The 15,556-nt window shown below is 58.6% G+C and carries 19 protein-coding genes and 2 pseudogenes; 11 read left to right on the top strand and 10 right to left on the bottom strand.

Going from position 1 to position 15,556, the window contains the following annotated elements; all coding sequences use genetic code 11:
* Positions 1-118: 118 nt before the first annotated feature.
* Complete coding sequence (locus tag JTY93_RS17285) at positions 119-382, bottom strand: hypothetical protein (RefSeq protein WP_205476659.1); 264 nt, start codon at positions 380-382, stop codon at positions 119-121.
* Positions 383-506: 124 nt separating this feature from the next.
* Between JTY93_RS17285 and JTY93_RS17280 the strand changes: the two are divergent.
* A pseudogene (locus tag JTY93_RS17280) lies at positions 507-629 on the top strand (DUF2514 family protein); the annotation flags it as partial.
* 57 nt (positions 630-686) lie between these two features.
* Here the strand turns inward: JTY93_RS17280 and JTY93_RS29625 are convergent.
* On the bottom strand, positions 687-812 hold the full coding sequence (locus JTY93_RS29625; RefSeq protein WP_275899054.1) for a hypothetical protein: 126 nt from the start codon (positions 810-812) through the stop codon (positions 687-689).
* Between the two features lie 608 nt (positions 813-1,420).
* Between JTY93_RS29625 and JTY93_RS17275 the strand changes: the two genes are divergently transcribed.
* Positions 1,421-2,266, top strand: a complete 846-nt coding sequence (locus JTY93_RS17275; RefSeq protein ID WP_205476660.1) for an MrpH family fimbial adhesin — start codon at positions 1,421-1,423, stop codon at positions 2,264-2,266.
* A 283-nt stretch (positions 2,267-2,549) separates the two neighbouring features.
* On the opposite strand, the pseudogene JTY93_RS17270 reads toward JTY93_RS17275, so the two are convergent.
* Both JTY93_RS17270 and JTY93_RS17265 read right to left on the bottom strand, forming a co-directional pair.
* Positions 2,550-2,795: pseudogene (locus JTY93_RS17270) on the bottom strand (type II toxin-antitoxin system Phd/YefM family antitoxin); the annotation flags it as partial.
* 152 nt (positions 2,796-2,947) lie between these two features.
* Positions 2,948-3,406, bottom strand: coding sequence for a hypothetical protein (locus JTY93_RS17265; protein WP_205476661.1), 459 nt, complete (start codon positions 3,404-3,406; stop codon positions 2,948-2,950).
* 243 nt (positions 3,407-3,649) lie between these two features.
* On the opposite strand from JTY93_RS17265, the gene JTY93_RS29160 reads away from it, so the two are divergent.
* From JTY93_RS29160 to JTY93_RS17245, 5 genes are all read left to right on the top strand, one after another.
* Positions 3,650-3,850 carry a hypothetical protein gene (locus tag JTY93_RS29160; protein WP_240344269.1) on the top strand — a complete coding sequence of 67 codons (201 nt, stop codon included), beginning with the start codon at positions 3,650-3,652 and terminating at the stop codon, positions 3,848-3,850.
* Positions 3,851-3,920: 70 nt separating this feature from the next.
* Complete coding sequence (locus tag JTY93_RS17260; RefSeq protein WP_205476662.1) at positions 3,921-4,247, top strand: DUF2388 domain-containing protein; 327 nt, start codon at positions 3,921-3,923, stop codon at positions 4,245-4,247.
* A gap of 25 nt (positions 4,248-4,272) precedes the next feature.
* Entirely contained in the window at positions 4,273-4,599 is a 327-nt protein-coding gene (locus JTY93_RS30005; protein ID WP_375373141.1) for an oxidoreductase dimerization domain-containing protein, read from the top strand.
* 11 nt (positions 4,600-4,610) lie between these two features.
* On the top strand, positions 4,611-4,772 hold the full coding sequence (locus tag JTY93_RS17250; protein WP_167362655.1) for a hypothetical protein: 162 nt from the start codon (positions 4,611-4,613) through the stop codon (positions 4,770-4,772).
* A 5-nt stretch (positions 4,773-4,777) separates the two neighbouring features.
* Entirely contained in the window at positions 4,778-5,095 is a 318-nt protein-coding gene (locus JTY93_RS17245; RefSeq protein ID WP_205476674.1) for a hypothetical protein, read from the top strand.
* Between the two features lie 200 nt (positions 5,096-5,295).
* Here JTY93_RS17245 and JTY93_RS17240 read toward each other — a convergent pair whose 3' ends face one another.
* Positions 5,296-6,369: an L-dopachrome tautomerase-related protein gene (locus JTY93_RS17240; RefSeq protein WP_240344270.1), complete on the bottom strand. Its 1,074-nt coding sequence runs from the start codon at positions 6,367-6,369 to the stop codon at positions 5,296-5,298.
* A 452-nt stretch (positions 6,370-6,821) separates the two neighbouring features.
* Between JTY93_RS17240 and JTY93_RS17235 the strand changes: the two genes are divergently transcribed.
* Entirely contained in the window at positions 6,822-7,223 is a 402-nt protein-coding gene (locus JTY93_RS17235; RefSeq protein ID WP_205476664.1) for a RidA family protein, read from the top strand.
* Here the strand turns inward: JTY93_RS17235 and JTY93_RS17230 are convergent, their stop codons facing one another.
* From JTY93_RS17230 to JTY93_RS17220, 3 genes are all read right to left on the bottom strand, one after another.
* Positions 7,224-8,711: an aldehyde dehydrogenase family protein gene (locus JTY93_RS17230; RefSeq protein ID WP_205476665.1), complete on the bottom strand. Its 1,488-nt coding sequence runs from the start codon at positions 8,709-8,711 to the stop codon at positions 7,224-7,226.
* Positions 8,712-9,059: 348 nt separating this feature from the next.
* Positions 9,060-10,388 carry an alginate export family protein gene (locus tag JTY93_RS17225; RefSeq protein ID WP_205476666.1) on the bottom strand — a complete coding sequence of 443 codons (1,329 nt, stop codon included), beginning with the start codon at positions 10,386-10,388 and terminating at the stop codon, positions 9,060-9,062.
* A 36-nt stretch (positions 10,389-10,424) separates the two neighbouring features.
* Positions 10,425-10,574 (bottom strand): hypothetical protein, encoded by a 150-nt coding sequence (locus JTY93_RS17220; protein ID WP_205476667.1) that lies wholly within the window; start codon positions 10,572-10,574, stop codon positions 10,425-10,427.
* Positions 10,575-10,605: 31 nt separating this feature from the next.
* Here JTY93_RS17220 and JTY93_RS17215 point away from each other — a divergent pair, with 31 nt between their 5' ends.
* The 3 genes from JTY93_RS17215 (at position 10,606) to feaR (ending at position 13,714) form a co-directional block, all read left to right on the top strand.
* Entirely contained in the window at positions 10,606-12,105 is a 1,500-nt protein-coding gene (locus JTY93_RS17215; RefSeq protein WP_205476668.1) for an APC family permease, read from the top strand.
* On the top strand, positions 12,050-12,670 hold the full coding sequence (locus tag JTY93_RS17210) for a DUF3156 family protein (RefSeq protein ID WP_205476669.1): 621 nt from the start codon (positions 12,050-12,052) through the stop codon (positions 12,668-12,670). The genes JTY93_RS17215 and JTY93_RS17210 overlap by 56 nt, the downstream gene beginning before the upstream one ends.
* Before the next feature lie 108 nt (positions 12,671-12,778).
* On the top strand, positions 12,779-13,714 hold the full coding sequence (gene feaR, locus JTY93_RS17205; RefSeq protein WP_205476670.1) for a transcriptional regulator FeaR: 936 nt from the start codon (positions 12,779-12,781) through the stop codon (positions 13,712-13,714).
* 130 nt (positions 13,715-13,844) lie between these two features.
* Here feaR and JTY93_RS17200 read toward each other — a convergent pair whose 3' ends face one another.
* Positions 13,845-14,210, bottom strand: coding sequence for a cupin domain-containing protein (locus tag JTY93_RS17200; protein WP_205480905.1), 366 nt, complete (start codon positions 14,208-14,210; stop codon positions 13,845-13,847).
* A gap of 30 nt (positions 14,211-14,240) precedes the next feature.
* Positions 14,241-15,539 (bottom strand): NAD(P)/FAD-dependent oxidoreductase, encoded by a 1,299-nt coding sequence (locus tag JTY93_RS17195; protein ID WP_205480906.1) that lies wholly within the window; start codon positions 15,537-15,539, stop codon positions 14,241-14,243.
* Positions 15,540-15,556: the final 17 nt, after the last annotated feature.

The raw sequence follows: 15,556 nt of genomic DNA, 5'->3' as shown, positions 1-15,556 counted from the left end.
AGAAAAACCAGAAGGTGGACCCTGCCACGTACAACACGATGGCCGTCAGGAGCAGGGTGAGTTTCGTTGCGTGCATGGGGGGGCTTGCCGCGCTGGGCGGCAGAAGGTGGGGGGTGGTTTAGGCGGCTTCAGACTTGGCCGATAGCTCTTCGGTTTCTTTCTCGATCTGCCAGGACTTCACCTCTTGCCAATCGGCAGGGGGCAGCCACAGCAGTGCGTCAAGCTCACCGTTGAAGCGCTTGCCTTCAGCCTTATCGGCTCTGTACTGCTCAAGTCTTGATGGGTCGATGTCTTTCCATGGGACGCTGACGCACCAGATGTTGCGTGGAGCGCCGAAACCCCGGAGGGTTGGCGCGTACCAGCGGCCGGTATCGGTGAGCATTGGCAGACCTGGCTCAAGCCCCACAAGGCGAAGGGCGTGCTCTACTGGTGACGGCGATGGCAGGGAGTTGATTTCTTCCCAGATCGCTTTCCCCGCAGGAACATTCTTACGAGGAATCCATACCCGCGCCGTCATGGTGTTCGCCGACGTGCTCAAGCGCGCGGATCAAAGAGCGGGAGACCTGGCGGCAGATGCTGATCAAAGCCGGAGCAGGGGAGTGACGTTCGAGCAGGCCTATGACGGAGTGGTGAGGAGCTCGACCAGCAGGCTTGATAGGCCTCGACCATTACGGCGCCACCTGCAATTACTGCTGTCGTTGCAGGCCAGCGTTATCGAGGGTGATATACAGGCTTTCCAGATCCCGGGGATTCAGGGCGCGCAGCACTTCCAGGGCTTCGCAAAAGCCCACGGCGCGACCGCTGGCGATCATCACCGCCTACAGGCTGGGTAACTGCAGGGCCTTGGCGCGGATGGCGTGGCTCGGGGCCAGTTGGCCCAGGGCGCTATCATTGGGGGCGCGGTCGTTTATGGAGTGTTGACCTTCAGGCGTTGAACTGCTTCTGCACACAATCGCTTCAGGGCGAAGCTCTACAGCCCTTCTTGTACGGGGCTGTAGAGCTTTTTTCCGTTAATTCTCAAGCACAATCGGCGTGTGCTACGAGATGATGAGTCAGAGCTCAGTGCTTGAACAATTGTGGACTTGGGGTTTGAACAGCGCAGTGGGCAGAGTATTTGGAAAGGTAGAGCTTAGAGATGTGGGTGCAGGTGTCGCTTCAGTTCAGTAATGGCTGAGCGAATACTTAGGTTGTATTTGTATTCTGGGGTGAGAGGGTATTGTCGCTCAGTCTTGCTGCGTCGACTGGTGATTGTGGTGTTGGGTTTCTGCATTGTTTGAAGAAGGCTTTCAGGAAGACGTTGTGCTGATGGATAGCTTGGTGTAACCAAGATTTATCTTGGATGGCGTCCGGCTTTTCTGTATCTGGAATTGCTCGGGCATAAATCAGTATCATTGAGGAATGAAATTTGTAGAGAAAAAACATGTATCAAATTGAAGAGATCAACACGCACGTACCGTTCAATAGCCGGCGCTCCACTCTAAAGATATTCAACAGACTTTTAGCTCTGTTGATCTTAATTATAGCGACCCCATACTGCCTGGCCGCAGCGTACATAGACGCGCTAACCGTACGGAAAGACAACTGGAATACAATTGCCTATGCGAAAGTAGTGTGGCCTAATGAGGATAACCAAAACATAATATGCCATCATGCTTCAGGCTGCTTACTTAAGCCTTGCATGCTTGACGATTTACTGGCGGGATGCCAATCCGACATGGACAGAAACTCTGTACAGATGTCTTACGGCGCCACTCTGAAAGAGGCCAGAGATATATGGGTGAAAAAATACGGCATTATAAGTAAGGAACTTAGATTCAAATTCGCTGATATTTCATTATGCGTCACACTTGGAGTGTCAGACACCAGAGATATAAATATGAAAGCTTTGCCACAAGTAACATGCCTTAATCTGCCCCCAGTAAATGTTTCCTGCACTATTACTCAGCAATTAGATATTTCATACAATACGTTAGTGTCAGATAAAGTCAATAATGCAGAGGCTTACGGAAACATAAATATTTTGTGTGATAACTGGGTTAACGTAAGACTACTACTAGCGGGCCCGAAAGTTATTGACTTAGGAAGAGCAGGCAGATTAACGGCCAGCCTGCATACTCAAGGCAAGAATCTGGCCGATGGTTATGAGTTCCGAGGATTTGGGCAAACGGCTACCCTAAAAATAACTTCAGTTCTACATTCCGGCCTGCAAGATGCTGAGCCGGGAAGCTTTGCAGGTCAAGGCGTCATCGTCATGCAGTTATTTTAGGTTCTACCCGCTTGGAGCATCCCGCAGTACGAACCGGTCCAGACACACGGCGCACTTGATGCTGCTGTTGAGCTTGCCTATGCGTGGGCCGCCAGTTCGCTGCATCAGGTCTTAGAGGCCCCAGGCGAGGAGTCCGGGTTCACAGTCGATTAGGGTTTCGACTGCATGCCAATACGCCGCGTTGGCCAGCTCGTCCATTTCCAGCTTTTCCATTTGAACGATAGCGCCGGCGGCGAGCATGTCGTCCGAGTTGGCGCGACAGATTGTTCTGTGGGCCTCTGGGTTCGTCGAGAGATACCCGAACAGGTGTTTCGCTGGCATCGAGCCGAGCTTTAACGATCTGTACCAGTTTCAGTTCGTCCAGGCGCTCAACCATTGCCTCGTAGACGTTTTCTGGGCCCATGTAGCCCATAACGAAGTTGTGGTTAAGCACAGCCATAGGCATACCGTTGGCGCCACTCAAGACGGAGGAGGGGTTTCTCTTGAGTTCGGAAACGCTGACAACCACATCAGCCAGAAGATTTTGTATAGATAAGATTCCTATATAGGTCTTTATTCTGGTCTTTTTGTGTGTGACAGGTGTCTAGCATATCTGCGCGAGCTTCTTCGTCCGCTACTTTCGGTGATTGCACGTCCTGTGTGAGACCATACTTTCGTATCAGCAGCCAGTTGGCAGAGCTGTCATTTGGCCTTGAAGTACATCATCGCATCGATGAAACGCTGTGCCTTTTGTTGGGTATCGACCCGGGATTGGTTCAGTGTGCCCCCAGCCTGGTTTCGGGTGATCACGACCCAGCGGTTGCGCTTGGTGTATAAAGTCGCTGAGCCGATCGAGTTGAAGTAGATCCTGGTCTGAACGGCTTTGGATGAGGTTACCGAGTTGCCGGCGGCAATCGCACCATTTCCGATAGGTACAGCGCTCGCAAAGCCGCTACTGGAGGAAACGACACCGCCCCCATAGGCGAGGTACTCATTGGTGAAGAAAACTTGCTCGGGCCTGGTCTTCTCAGGCTGTTCCATCAACACCTGCTCAATCACCGATCTGGCTTGTTCTGCAGTGATCGTAGCCGGTTGGTACTCGACGACCTTGGACGCGCATCCTGTGAGTAACAGCAGCGCTGCGATGGCGATAGCTTTCATCCCTGACTCCCTTAAATTAATGCCGAGCATTCTGCCATGGCACGGCTAGCCAATGCTCGCAACACGCTTGGGCATTTGTAGAGATTGATCGGTGAACTGTCCCGTACTACCGACCCCGTAAAGGGCGTTGAATTTGGCCTTATTAGCATATTTACCAATTAAAATCAGAGGCTTAAGCCAATTAGCCAGATCGGCTTTTTTGTGCCTGCGCAAAACCCGCGCCATAACCACAGGCATGGACACATGACCCAATGGCGAACACAAGGATTCTATATCCTGCTCGGGCTTCTCTTAGTATTTACCTGCTACACCGGTGCGATCTTGTCAGGGAATGGCCCATCCAAGCGCAAGCGGGTCTGCGGTCCTGGCTTCGTCATGCTCTGTGTTTTCGTAGCGGTACTCGAGCTGATAGCGCTAAACCATTTTTATAACAGGCGCGTATAAGGAGTGGAGTAGCGCGACCACCCAGCTCTGTTATCGTGGCACCCATCTGAACGCAAGGAATCAATCAATAATGGATTTGTGCAAACCCCTGGCAATCGCCTTCCTGGCGTCGGTTAGCAATCTGGCTTCGGCCGCCGAGAACAATAACCCGTTCCAGGGGGCGCTCATGCTCACCTCGGTAGCGCCTTTCGTAATCACCTCGGGAGCCACCGCAGGAACGTCCTACATTCCAGAGCTTTTCAAATCATCCAAAAGTGATGCGTTGGCGTTCATTGGTTCCGATGGCCAGATCCGTGGTGCGCAGTTCGAGCAGGCGTGCAGGTATTACCGCTCGACCTACAAGCCTGCGCTGATGTCTGACGCGCAACTGGCCCTGGCAATCGCAGCGGCAGGCTGACGGGGTTATTTAATCCCCCATTCACATGCAGCACTTTCCCGGTCATGCAGCTCGCGCCGTTGCTTCGCAGGAGTGCGATCACCGAGGCGATTGCCATGGGCACAGCGGCGAGTTACTGGGCGCGCACAGGGTTGGGGAGTCAGTCACCGAGATGATCCAGGGCTACACCATCGCTTGGGGTCTGGAGACTACAGATGCCGAACTGACTGACAGCATCCCGCCGCCCCCGATCCTGTCTGAACCATGCATGAGGCGGTGCTGGCGACCTAAAGATGCTGGTTGTCCAGCGCGGTTAACGGCACGTATGATCAGGCTCGGGCCCTTTTGGGCCGTGCCGACTCACACCCGTTGAAGGACATGAGCATGGAAAAGCACTTCGGTAATTCAGGCCTGTTCAAGGCTGCTTCGTATCACTGCAACAACTCCCTGGTGAGCGGCATCGCGCGCTGGGAGCTGAAAAACATTGCTCTGAATACGAAGGAGTTTTTGATATGTCCAAAGAACTACTCGGAGTTTTTGCTCTAGGGTTGATGGTGATCGGTGAGTTTTGTGCGATCTACAGCGAGGTAGTCACTGCTCGGCTGGCCCACGCTGGCGATGGTTCATGGCAGGCATTCGTCATGCCGGTGCTGCTGATGTGCTTTGCCGGCTTTTGTCTGCTGGGCGCCTATTGGCTGGGGTATGTGGCGGTCGGTGATATCTGGATCGTCACCGTGGTCTCCGTCACCTCCTTGTTGCTGCTGGAGCCTGTGGTGGTCTGGGCCCTGTTCCATGAGGCCCCTGGGCGCGGCGCACTGATCGGCTTTTGCCTGGGCGCGCTGGGGATGCTGGCCACGGTGTTGTTGTAGTTGCACTTTCCTGGCCTTGCGTGCAGATGTTGGGTCAAGCGTGTGGATAGGGGACCTCCAGCTTTCAGCCAAACCCCAGACAAAGAAAAGCCCGCGATGGGGAGTGCGGGCTTAAAGGTTTTCACTAGGAGCTGGGACCACCCTATGCGCCCGACTGTGAAAGGGATGTGAAAGCGCTAAGCAATTTGCATGGGCGCTGATCAGTGACGTGTCGACAAGCGATAAACCCCCACCGGCCACTGCACCAGGGATTGGCCCTTGTTGAACAGCGCGACCCGGTCCATCTGTGGTGTGGGTAGCCACAGTGTTCCTTCCTGGTCCAGGAAGGGGGCGTCAACCCAATGCAGGCGCTTGTCTTCGATCAGGGTTTCGATTTGCCCGTCAGTGCGGCGCACACGAATGGCATCGTGGGCCAGATCGGAAAAGTACAGGTTGCCCTGTGCATCCATGATCGACCCACCGGTTGCCGGGATATCGGCAAAAAATTCCACCCGGGCGGCCAGTTGCTCCGGGGTCAGGGCCAGGTTTGCCAGGTCTTGGATCCGCACCTTGGACCACGGGCCTTGCAGCGGGCCGTAATACAGCCAGACGCCGTCAACGCTGACTTCCAGCGGGTCGGCGTTGACGCGAAGGGGTTCGCCGTTAGGGGCTTTGACCACCTGGTTGCTGAGGATCAAGTCCCGGTCAGGCCGGGCGACGACTGAGGCGTGCTGGTTCAGCACGCGGCGGGCAGCGCCAGTTTGCAGATCCACGACAATAATCCCGGCATTTCCTGCATCGGTGAGGAAGGCCATGCCGGCGCTGAAGCGCACGTCATCCACGTAGCTGCCGGCGGTGGCGATATCCGCTCCGAAGAAGTAGGTCCGAACCACCTGATTGGTAAGCAGATCGATACACACCAGCTTCGCGCCCTGGTGGACGGGGTTGCCGCCGAACTCGGGCGAGCCGGTATCTACCACCCACAGTTTGTTGCCTTCCAGGCGCAAGGCATTGATGTTCACAAAGGCGTTGGCAGCATCCAACCCAGGCGTCCAGTTGTTCCAGGCATTGTTTGGGTAGGCGCTGCGCTGGCCATTCTGGTCAACTGCCGTTAATTGCGGCCCCTGGGTCCCGGTCCAGCGAGGCCCCGAGAGAAATGTACGACCGCTGTAGTGCGCCACGGCATTCCAGATCTGCCCGGAGCTTTGCACTGCGACGTCCAGCTCAGGCTGTTTGACGGTGGTGCAACCGGCAAGCAGTGCCAGCATGGCTGCGCCCAACAACAAGCGGGTCATGAGCGTGCGCCTCCTGCGCGGGCACAGGTTTCCCATAACTCGGTGAGACGTTTATGGAGGGTGTGCATGAACTGACTGACGGTGGCTTTGGACATGATGATTCTCCTGCATCCGGTGAAGTGACCTAACGAGGAGATAGCTTGATTGCTGGTGTTTAACTGAAAAAGCCCAGGTTCGATGCATTCAGTTTCTTCAAAATATTGATAATCCACGCTTGAACGGCCCGGTGAGCACCGTTGTGCAATGTTTCACTGCCCTTTATCGGGCTGGGGTATGGGCCGTGTACCCTGCAGATGATCAGCCAGGGGCGTTAGCGCGCCTGGCGCGAATGTCGGCAGGGGAGAGGTTGATTGCAAGGCGTTCTGTTTCCAGATGTTGAAATATGCAACTTCTCCAAGAGCCGGAAAAATTGTTGAGGTAGCCTTGTTTCCTACAGACAACAAGGAGTCGTCATGCAACGAAAAGTCCTCAATCCCCCGACAGTCTTCAACTCCCTGCAATACGGCTTCAGCCAGGCCATGGAAGTGCGCGATGGCCGGCGCATTCTACTGTCCGGCCAGGTTGGCGTGGACGCTGACGAACGCACCGTCGGCCCGGGCATCGCCGAGCAGACCGCCACCGCCCTGGACAATATCGAAAAGGTCCTGGCGGCGGCCGGGGGTGATCTGTCCCATGTGATCATGCTGCGCCTGTACATCGTGGAGTCCGCCCGCGATCAGCAGGAGCCTATCGCCGCCGCGTTGCGCGAGCGTTTCCCGAGCAACCCGCCGCCGTCCTCGTGGATCATCGTCAGCGGGCTGTCGCTGCCCGAATGGTTGATCGAGATCGAGGCGGAGGCGCTGATCACAGAGTGATCAGTAACGCATCATCACCGACTTGAGTTCGGTGTAGTCCTCGATAAACGCACTGCCAAACTCCCGGCCAATCCCCGAGGATTTGTTGCCACCGAATGGCACGGCCGGGTCGAGCAGGGTGTGCATGTTGACCCACACCGTGCCGGCGTTGATGGCCGGGACCAGGCGCAGGGCCTTGCCCAAGTCGTTGGTCCACAGGCTGGCGCTCAGACCGCCGGCGGTGTGGTTCATCAGCGCCAGCAACTCGTCTTCGTCGTCGTAGGGCAGGAAGGTGGCGATGGGGCCGAAGGTTTCTTCGGTGAGCAGCGTGTCGTGGATGCTGTTGGCGAGGATCACCGTTGGCTCAACGTAGCAACCGGGCCGATCCATCGGTTGGCCGCCGTAGATAATCGTGTTGTTTTCGGCGCGGGCGGTGGCGAAAAAACCTTCCAGTTTTATTTGGTGTTGGCGATGGGCGACCGGGCCGAATTCGGTGCGTTCATCCAGCGGCGAGCCGATGTTCAGTGCGCTCAAACGCTGGGCCAGGGCTTCCATGACCGGGTTGATCTGTGAACGATGGACGAAGAACCGCTCGGCCGCCGCACAGATTTGCCCCGAGTGCAGGAACCCGGCTTCGAGAATGCCGTTGACGGCGGTTTCCAGCGGCACATCGCGCAGGAACGCCGCCGCGTTTTTGCCGCCCAGTTCCAGGGTCGCCCGCGTCAGGCCGGCGCCCATGGCCGCGCGGCCGACCGCAATGCCGGTGGGCACCGAACCGGTGAACGACACCTTGTCAGTGCCTGGGTGTTCGATCAGCCCCTTGCCCACCTGGCCACCGCCAGTCAGCACGTTCAGCACGCCAGCGGGCAGGCCGGCTTCCACTGCCAGTTCGGCAATGCGCAGTAGGGTCAGCGGCGTGAATTCGCTGGGCTTGATGATGATGCTGCAACCGGTCACCAGGGCCGAGGCGAGTTTCCAGATGGCGATCATGGTGGAGAAGTTCCACGGCACGATACCGACCACCACACCCACCGGCTCGCGCAGGGTGAAGGCGGTGTAGCGCTCGCCAGCAAACGAGGGCAGCGACGGGGTGAGGGTCTGGCCGCTGATCTTGGTTGCCCAGCCCGCGTAATAACGCAGGAAATGCGCGGCCTGGTTCACTTCAAAAGCGCGGGAAATCTGGATGATCTTGCCCGACTGACAGGTCTCGATCTGCGCCAGTTCCTCGCGGTTGCGTTCCAGCAGGTCGGCGAGTTTGAGCAGTACATTGCCACGTATCGCCGGGGCGGTTTGGGACCACTGTTTGAAGCCGTGCCGAGCAGACGTCACGGCCACTTCAATATCACTGGCTTGCGCATCGGCGACCGTGGCAATGGCCTGGCCGGTGGCGGGGTTGATCACCTCCAGGGTCTGGCTGGACTGGCTGGGGACGTAGCCACCGTCGATAAACAGGCCGTGGTCTCGACGCAAAAAGGCTTCGACGGTGGGCAGCAGCGCGATATCGCTCATGGGGGTGTTCCTGATCAAAAAGGAAAACCCGAGGCTAACCAACGCCGGCGGCTACAGCTTGACTGTGCGTGCCGGGGCGTATGTCTGTGGCTGCCATCTGCCGGGGGGAGGGTTGTTGTGCTGAGCAGGCTTTCTTGTAGGGGAGCAGACTTTTTTAGGGGAGCAGGTTTCCTTGTGGCGAGCGGGCTTGCCCCGCGCTGGGCTGCGAAGCAGCCCCAAAACCAGCCGCCGCAGTTTGTCTGAAGAACCGCAGCGGGTTTATGGGGGCTGCTTCGCAGCCCAGCGCGGGGCAAGCCCGCTCGCCACAGGAAGCTCCATCACAGGCAAGTCACACCACACAGCCAAACCTCAGAACGGCACAGCCACCACCAACTGGCTATACACGTTGGTGCCGTTACCACCGACCTGGTTGCCGCCGGTGTTCTGGTCTTTGTCCGGTTGGTACAGGCCAATCAACGGCGTGATGATCAGGTGCTCGTTCACCGCCCATTCGGCATACAGGTCCAGCTCGCGGCCATCGAGGTCGAGCATGTTGCGCTTGCTCACGGTCTGGTAGTCGAAGAACAGCGCGCCGAGGGTCAGGTTGTCCAGCGGCTTGACCTTGAGTGCCACATGCTGAACCGCAGTGTTGGTGTTGTAGGGCCCGGAGTAGTTGCCCGCCACTTCGCCCTGGACCCAGGTGCCATAACCGCGGTTGAAACCGGCAAACAGCGCATCCCAGTTTTTCGAGTAGCGCGCATAGCGGTAGGTCACGTCCGGTGACCACGGCAGGTCGGCGAAGGTATAGCCGGCTTCGGCGTACCAGGCTTTTTCCGGGCCGGGGTCCTTGTCCTGCCAGGCGTATTCAAACGAGAAGTGCGCGTTGTCGATCCCGGCATTCCCGCTGCCGCGCAGGCTGTAGAGGTTCATGCCCTTGCGCTGCTTTTGCAGGTCGCTGGCAAAGCGTTCGTCCACATCGATGCCATGCAGGTAGGTCAAGCCCAGGGTGCCCGGCGCGGCGCTGTATTCCAGGGTGCCGATGGCCATTTCGGTCAAGGCCTGGGCGCGGTTGTCGGACTCGATCCACATCAGGCTGCCATGCAAGCCGTCCTTGCCGCCCAGGCGCACCACCGCTGCCTTGTCGAAGGCATGCCGGGCCGCGATGTAGTAGGCGCCGCCACGGTCGAACTCGCCATCGGCCACGCCATTGCCCAGGTTCGGGCCATCATCGTTGATGATAAAACCGTCGCCCACGGTGATGATCTGGCGCCCGTACGACAGGTCCAGGCCATCCTTGCCCAACGCCGGCAACAGGTCCCCCGAGCGCCAGCCGGCAAAGGCTTCGTCGAACTTGGTGGTGCGCTCGCTGCCGTCGGTCACGCGCGAAGCATCGCCATCGCCCCAGGTGCCGGAACTCACCAGGTTGGCGGTGCCATACACGCTGCCCACGCCACCCAGGGTCTGGTCGACGCTCAAGCCATACTTGATAAAACCTTCGCGCCAGGTGGAGCCACCCGTGCTGCCTTCGTAGTTCTTGCGGCTGTTGAACATGCCGTACACCGCCAGGAAGTTGCCGGTGACGGTGGTGTCGTCGTCGGCATACAGTTCAATCGCCTGGGCCGCAGGTTGGCCGATCAACAGCGCCAGACCCAGGCCGACAGCCGGGCGCAGGTGGCGGGTTTTGAGTGTGTGCTCCATTGTTATAGTCCCCAGCAAGATTAAGTTGAGGGCGCATTAGGACGAGCGTCGGCGGCGCAAGTCTTTCACCTGCGTGCCAGGCAGTTGATCCTGGCCGCCAGGCCGCAAGCCCTGGCAGGGAGCAACAAAACCGGCGGCAGCCAGGGGCAAGACGATCAGGTTGGACGGGGCGCACAGTGCAAACACTTCTAAAAAATCCCTTTCGAGGATCTGCACCATGTCGATCAATGACAGACTTACCGCGCACCTGAACCGGGGCACGGTGGGTTTTCCCACCGCGTTGGCCAGCACCATTGGCTTGATCATGGCCAGCCCGGTGATTCTCACCGCGACCATGGGCTTTGGCATCGGCGGCAGCGCGTTTGCGCTGGCCATGCTGATCGCCGTGGTGATGATGCTGGCCCAGGCGACGACCTTCGCCGAGGCCGCCTCGATCCTGCCCACCACCGGCTCGGTGTACGACTACATCAACTGCGGCATGGGCCGTTTTTTCGCGATCACCGGCACCTTGTCGGCCTATTTGATCGTGCATGTGTTTGCCGGCACCGCCGAAACCATCCTCGCCGGGGTCATGGCCCTGGTGAACTTTGAACATCTCAATACCCTGGCCGAATCTGCCGGCGGCTCCTGGCTGCTGGGCGTCGGTTTTGTACTGGTATTCGGCGTGCTCAATGTGTTTGGTGTCAGCGCCTTTGGCCGCGCCGAAATCATCCTCACCTTCGGCATGTGGACCACCTTGATGGTATTTGGCGTGCTGGGCTTGATCGCCGCGCCGGCAGTGCAACTGGACGGCTGGTTTGGCGAGTCCCTGGTGGGCAGCGACCTGGTGACGGTGTTGTCCCTGGTGGGCATGGCGATGTTCATGTTTGTCGGCTGCGAATTCGTCACCCCGCTGGCGCCGGACTTGCGCCAGTCGGCCAAGGTCATGCCACGGGCGATGATGCTCGGCCTGATGGGCGTGGCGACGTGCATGTTCATCTATGGCGCGGCCATGAAGCGCCAGGTCGAGAACGTGGTGCTGGACGCGGCCAGCGGCGTGCATCTGCTGGACACGCCCATGGCGATCCCACGCTTTGCCGAACAGGTCATGGGGCAGATCGGGCCGCTGTGGCTGGGCATCGGTTTTCTGTTTGCCGGCGCTGCCACCATCAATACCTTGATGGCCGGTGTGCCGAGGATTCTCTACGGCATGGCGGTGGACGGCGCATTACCCAAGGTGTTCACTTATCTGCACCCGCGCTTCAAGACCCCGGTGCTGTGCATCCTGGTGGCGATGCTGATTCCCTGCCTGCACGCGCTATACCTGGGCGGCAACACCGACAACATCATGCACCTGGTGCTGGCGGCGGTGTGTGCGTGGAGTTTTGCCTACCTGCTGGTGACGGTGTCGGTGGTGATCCTGCGCATTCGTCGTCCCGACTTGCCACGGGCCTATCGCTCGCCGTGGTTCCCACTGCCGCAGTTGCTGTCCAGCGCCGGGATCCTGCTGGGCATGTGGTTTATCACGCCTCCGGGAATGAACCCGGCGGATATCTACGTCCCGTTCGGCGTGATGCTGGGCGGGACGGCGGTGTATGCGCTGTTCTGGACCCTGGTGGTGCAGAAGGTCAATCCATTCAAACCGGCGTCGGTGGAAGACGTGCTGGCCAAGGAGTTTGCCAATGAACCGGGTCACGCTCACAGCGGCTATGGCAGTGCTGCGGCAAAAGCTGTCTGAACTGTTCAGCGCACAACGGGCGCCAGCGGGCTATCAGCCGGGGCGTACCCTTGGGCAACTGCGGCGCAACCTGGGGCTGGCGCATTTCGAGCAGGTCTCGCCGACCTTGGCGCGGGCTGCCCTGGACGACGACAGCCTGCACCTGGAAATCCGCGAGCGCACCGAATCGCAGTTGTTGATGCATTTGGTCATGACGCAATTCTGCCTGCGCCTGCCTGCCTCGACAGAGGGCGCGGCGTGCTTTGTATTGCACCACGGCGGGGCTGTTCGACGGACCGGGATCCGTTGTCGGCAACGTATGGGCGAACCTGCTTTGCTGGGGCAACTGCAGGCGCGTCTGCAACAGGACAGCGCCTTGCTCCAGGCATTGATGCCCCTGGATTTCAACCGCTTGCACATCGAGCTGCGTGACCAGCAATGGCATGTGTGCCTGGAGCATATGGGCGGCAGCGAGGTGGTCAACCGCATGCCGGCCTTTCGGCGCTATATCGCCTTGAGTCGGGAACAGCGGGACGCGCTGCTGGCTGCGCTGGCGGGCTTGCAGCGCGTGTTGCGCACGCTCTGATTGGCATCATTAGTGCAAACGCAATGGCGGACAGGTACTTGTTGCGCGCATATAGATAACATGTTAACTATTGCCCGACAAAAACAATAAGCCATTGTGGAGACACCCATGGGTATCCAACAGAGTGCACAACAGGGGCTCGACACCTGGAACCGCGACTTGCGTGCGATGTGCGGCCACTTCGACACCGAACTGGCCTTCAACCGTTCGTTGTTTATCGGCGAGTTTTCCATGCTTTCAAACGGCGGGTTGCCCTTGGCCAGCCTGCGTACCAACGCCGGCCTGATCAAGCGCCAGACCACCAACCCCGACCATGATAATGACCAGGACTGCTTTTTGGTCAGCCAACGCAGCGGCTATTCACAGGTCGTGCAGAACGGCCAGCGCGTGCAACTGGCCCCTGGCGAACTGCTGCTGATGGACTCGGTGGGCTCCATTGAAATTACCCCGTTCGGCTTGATCGAACATATCTCGCTGTCGTTGCCGCGCGCCCAGGTGTGCAGGCAACTGGGCAGCCAATCGAAAACCTTTGGCAAGATCTCCTCCAGCAAAGCCTGTGGGCGCATGCTGCACGCGTTGATGGACCAATTGTGCAAAGGCAGCGAAGGTGCCGAGGATGAGGTCGAGGCGTTGCAGTGTGCGTTTGTATCGCTGCTGGGCTCAGCCCTGGAGCAGGACGACGATGCGCGCGACGATACCAGCGCGTTGCAAGGTAATAACCTGCGCAGCTACGTGCAGAAAATCATTGATGAGTCCCTGAGCCAACCCGGCCTGAGTCCCGTTGGCTTGGCCAGCCGGCTGAACATCTCGGTGCGCCATTTATACCGGCTGTTCGAGGAGCAGGACGACAGCGTCTGCCGCTACATCCAACGCGCGCGGCTCAAGCGCAGCGCCGATGACTTGACCAACCCGTTCTTGCGTAGTGAGTCGATTACGTCGATTGCCTACAAATGGGGCTTTACCGATTCGGCGCATTTCAGCCGTTCGTTCAAGAAGCAGTTTGAACTGTCGCCCAAGGAGTTCCGCTCCAGCCGGATGGCCTGAACCCCATTCATCAACCACCACACACGAATGTGGGAGCGGGCTTGCTCGCGAATGCGGTGGGTCAGTCAGAACAGCATTGACTGACCCACCGCATTCGCGAGCAAGCCCGCTCCCACTTAGAGCAAAGTAGTTATACGACCGCGAAGTAGTGTTTGACGAAGCTCTCGCTCAGCACTTCCCAGAGCACTGGCGTGCCCTGGGTCACGAACCAACTGTCGCCCGCTTTGTAGGTCGTGGTTTGGCCGCTGGACTCGTCGGTCAGGCGCACTTCGCCGGTGACTACCGTGGCCTGTTCGTTAAACGGGTAGACCATGCGGAACTTGCCTTGGGTCGTGCCGAAGTAGGCGCTGCTGACCGGGTCGGTCGGCGCACCAAAGGTCATTTTGCCGAAGGCCTTGAGTTCGCCGGCGAGGATTTCGGAGCCGAGATCGGCAACGGTGCCCCAGGCGTCGAGTTCAGACAGCTGGATATCTTTGTTGAGGGTAACGAGGGTCATGGCAGTTGCTCCAGAGGGATAAAAAAGAGGTTAGCGGCGACCATTCCAGTAACCGGACAGTTGGTGCCAGGATTTGCCAGCCGTCAGCAGCAGCGGGCGGATTGCGTCCTTGCCGATAATCGTCGGGCGGTGGATCGAGCTGACCAGGTCGTAGCGCGCCGAGCCTTCGCTCATGCCTTCGGCCAGGACCTTGCAGATGATGTGGCTGGGGGTGACGCCGAAACCGGAATAGCCCTGGACGAAGAATGCATTGCTGCGCCCCGGCAAGGTGCCGATCTGCGGGAACAGATTGGGGCTGCAGGCCATCGGGCCGCCCCAGGCCAGGTCGATTTTCACGTCCTTGAGGTAGGGGAAAATCTTCAGCATCAGCTTGCGGTTCCAGGCCTTCAAGTCGCCGGGGATGTGTTCCACCAACGGCGTGGCAGCGCCGAACAACAGGCGGTTTTCATTGGTCACCCGGAAGTAGTCGATCACCGGGCGGATATCACTGTAGGCCCCGCGAATCGGGCTTATGCGCTGGATCAGTTCGTCGCTCAACGGCTCGGTCATCATCTGGAACGCGTAGGTATTGATGGTTGAGCGATGCAGTTCCGGCTCCAGTTTGTTGAGGAAGCTGTCACACGCCCATAGCAGTTTGCTGGCCTTGACCGAGCCGCGCCCGGTACGCACGGTGATGCGCTCGCCGTAGCTGACTTCCAGCGCCGGGCTGTTCTCGAAGATCCGCACGCCATGCCCGGCCAGGGCAGTGGCCTCGCCCAGCAGCAGGTTCAACGAATGCACATGCCCGCCGCCCATGTGCAGCAGGGCGCTGCTGTAGGCGTCGGAGCCGATGATCTGTTGGACGTCGGAGCCGCCGAGAAAGCGCACTTCATGCTTGCTGTTGATCGACTTGAAGTCTTTTTCCCAGGCCCGCAGGGTCTTTTCCTGGCGGGCGTTGAAGCCCATATAGCCGTAGCCGTGGCAGAAGTCGGCGTCGATGTTGTACTTGGCGATGCGGTCTTTGATGATGTCGGCGCCCAGGTCACTGATCTCGAAGACTTGGCGCAGGCCGTCCTCACCCACGTCTTTCTTGATCTTCTCCAGATCGTGGCCAATGCCGGCCATGATCTGCCCGCCATTGCGCCCGGTGCCGCCAAAGCCCAGGTAGCGCGCTTCCAGCACGACGATATTGGTGATGCCTTTTTCCGCGAGCTCCAGGGCGGTATTGATCCCGGAAAACCCGCCGCCAATCACCACGACGTCGGCCTCGATGTCCTGTTCCAGGGTGGGAAAGCTCAGGTTGTACTTCTTGGTAGCGGTGTAATACGTGGGGGTTTCAATATTGATCATGGCGCAGCCTGAAAAGT

Source organism: Pseudomonas hygromyciniae (genome assembly GCF_016925675.1).
Classification (GTDB): Bacteria; Pseudomonadota; Gammaproteobacteria; order Pseudomonadales; family Pseudomonadaceae; genus Aquipseudomonas; species Aquipseudomonas hygromyciniae.
This window is presented reverse-complemented; position numbering and strand designations above follow the sequence as displayed.

Bases quoted from the DNA above. Each gene is read 5' to 3' on its own strand.
- JTY93_RS17285 (WP_205476659.1), bottom strand. From the start codon at position 382: ATGCTCACCGATACCGGCCGCTGGTACGCGCCAACCCTCCGGGGTTTC.
- JTY93_RS29625 (WP_275899054.1), bottom strand. From the start codon at position 812: ATGATCGCCAGCGGTCGCGCCGTGGGCTTTTGCGAAGCCCTGGAAGTG.
- JTY93_RS17275 (WP_205476660.1), top strand. From the start codon at position 1,421: ATGTATCAAATTGAAGAGATCAACACGCACGTACCGTTCAATAGCCGG.
- JTY93_RS17265 (WP_205476661.1), bottom strand. From the start codon at position 3,406: ATGAAAGCTATCGCCATCGCAGCGCTGCTGTTACTCACAGGATGCGCG.
- JTY93_RS29160 (WP_240344269.1), top strand. From the start codon at position 3,650: ATGACCCAATGGCGAACACAAGGATTCTATATCCTGCTCGGGCTTCTC.
- JTY93_RS17260 (WP_205476662.1), top strand. From the start codon at position 3,921: ATGGATTTGTGCAAACCCCTGGCAATCGCCTTCCTGGCGTCGGTTAGC.
- JTY93_RS30005 (WP_375373141.1), top strand. From the start codon at position 4,273: ATGCAGCACTTTCCCGGTCATGCAGCTCGCGCCGTTGCTTCGCAGGAG.
- JTY93_RS17250 (WP_167362655.1), top strand. From the start codon at position 4,611: ATGGAAAAGCACTTCGGTAATTCAGGCCTGTTCAAGGCTGCTTCGTAT.
- JTY93_RS17245 (WP_205476674.1), top strand. From the start codon at position 4,778: ATGGTGATCGGTGAGTTTTGTGCGATCTACAGCGAGGTAGTCACTGCT.
- JTY93_RS17240 (WP_240344270.1), bottom strand. From the start codon at position 6,369: ATGACCCGCTTGTTGTTGGGCGCAGCCATGCTGGCACTGCTTGCCGGT.
- JTY93_RS17235 (WP_205476664.1), top strand. From the start codon at position 6,822: ATGCAACGAAAAGTCCTCAATCCCCCGACAGTCTTCAACTCCCTGCAA.
- JTY93_RS17230 (WP_205476665.1), bottom strand. From the start codon at position 8,711: ATGAGCGATATCGCGCTGCTGCCCACCGTCGAAGCCTTTTTGCGTCGA.
- JTY93_RS17225 (WP_205476666.1), bottom strand. From the start codon at position 10,388: ATGGAGCACACACTCAAAACCCGCCACCTGCGCCCGGCTGTCGGCCTG.
- JTY93_RS17215 (WP_205476668.1), top strand. From the start codon at position 10,606: ATGTCGATCAATGACAGACTTACCGCGCACCTGAACCGGGGCACGGTG.
- JTY93_RS17210 (WP_205476669.1), top strand. From the start codon at position 12,050: ATGAACCGGGTCACGCTCACAGCGGCTATGGCAGTGCTGCGGCAAAAG.
- feaR (WP_205476670.1), top strand. From the start codon at position 12,779: ATGGGTATCCAACAGAGTGCACAACAGGGGCTCGACACCTGGAACCGC.
- JTY93_RS17200 (WP_205480905.1), bottom strand. From the start codon at position 14,210: ATGACCCTCGTTACCCTCAACAAAGATATCCAGCTGTCTGAACTCGAC.
- JTY93_RS17195 (WP_205480906.1), bottom strand. From the start codon at position 15,539: ATGATCAATATTGAAACCCCCACGTATTACACCGCTACCAAGAAGTAC.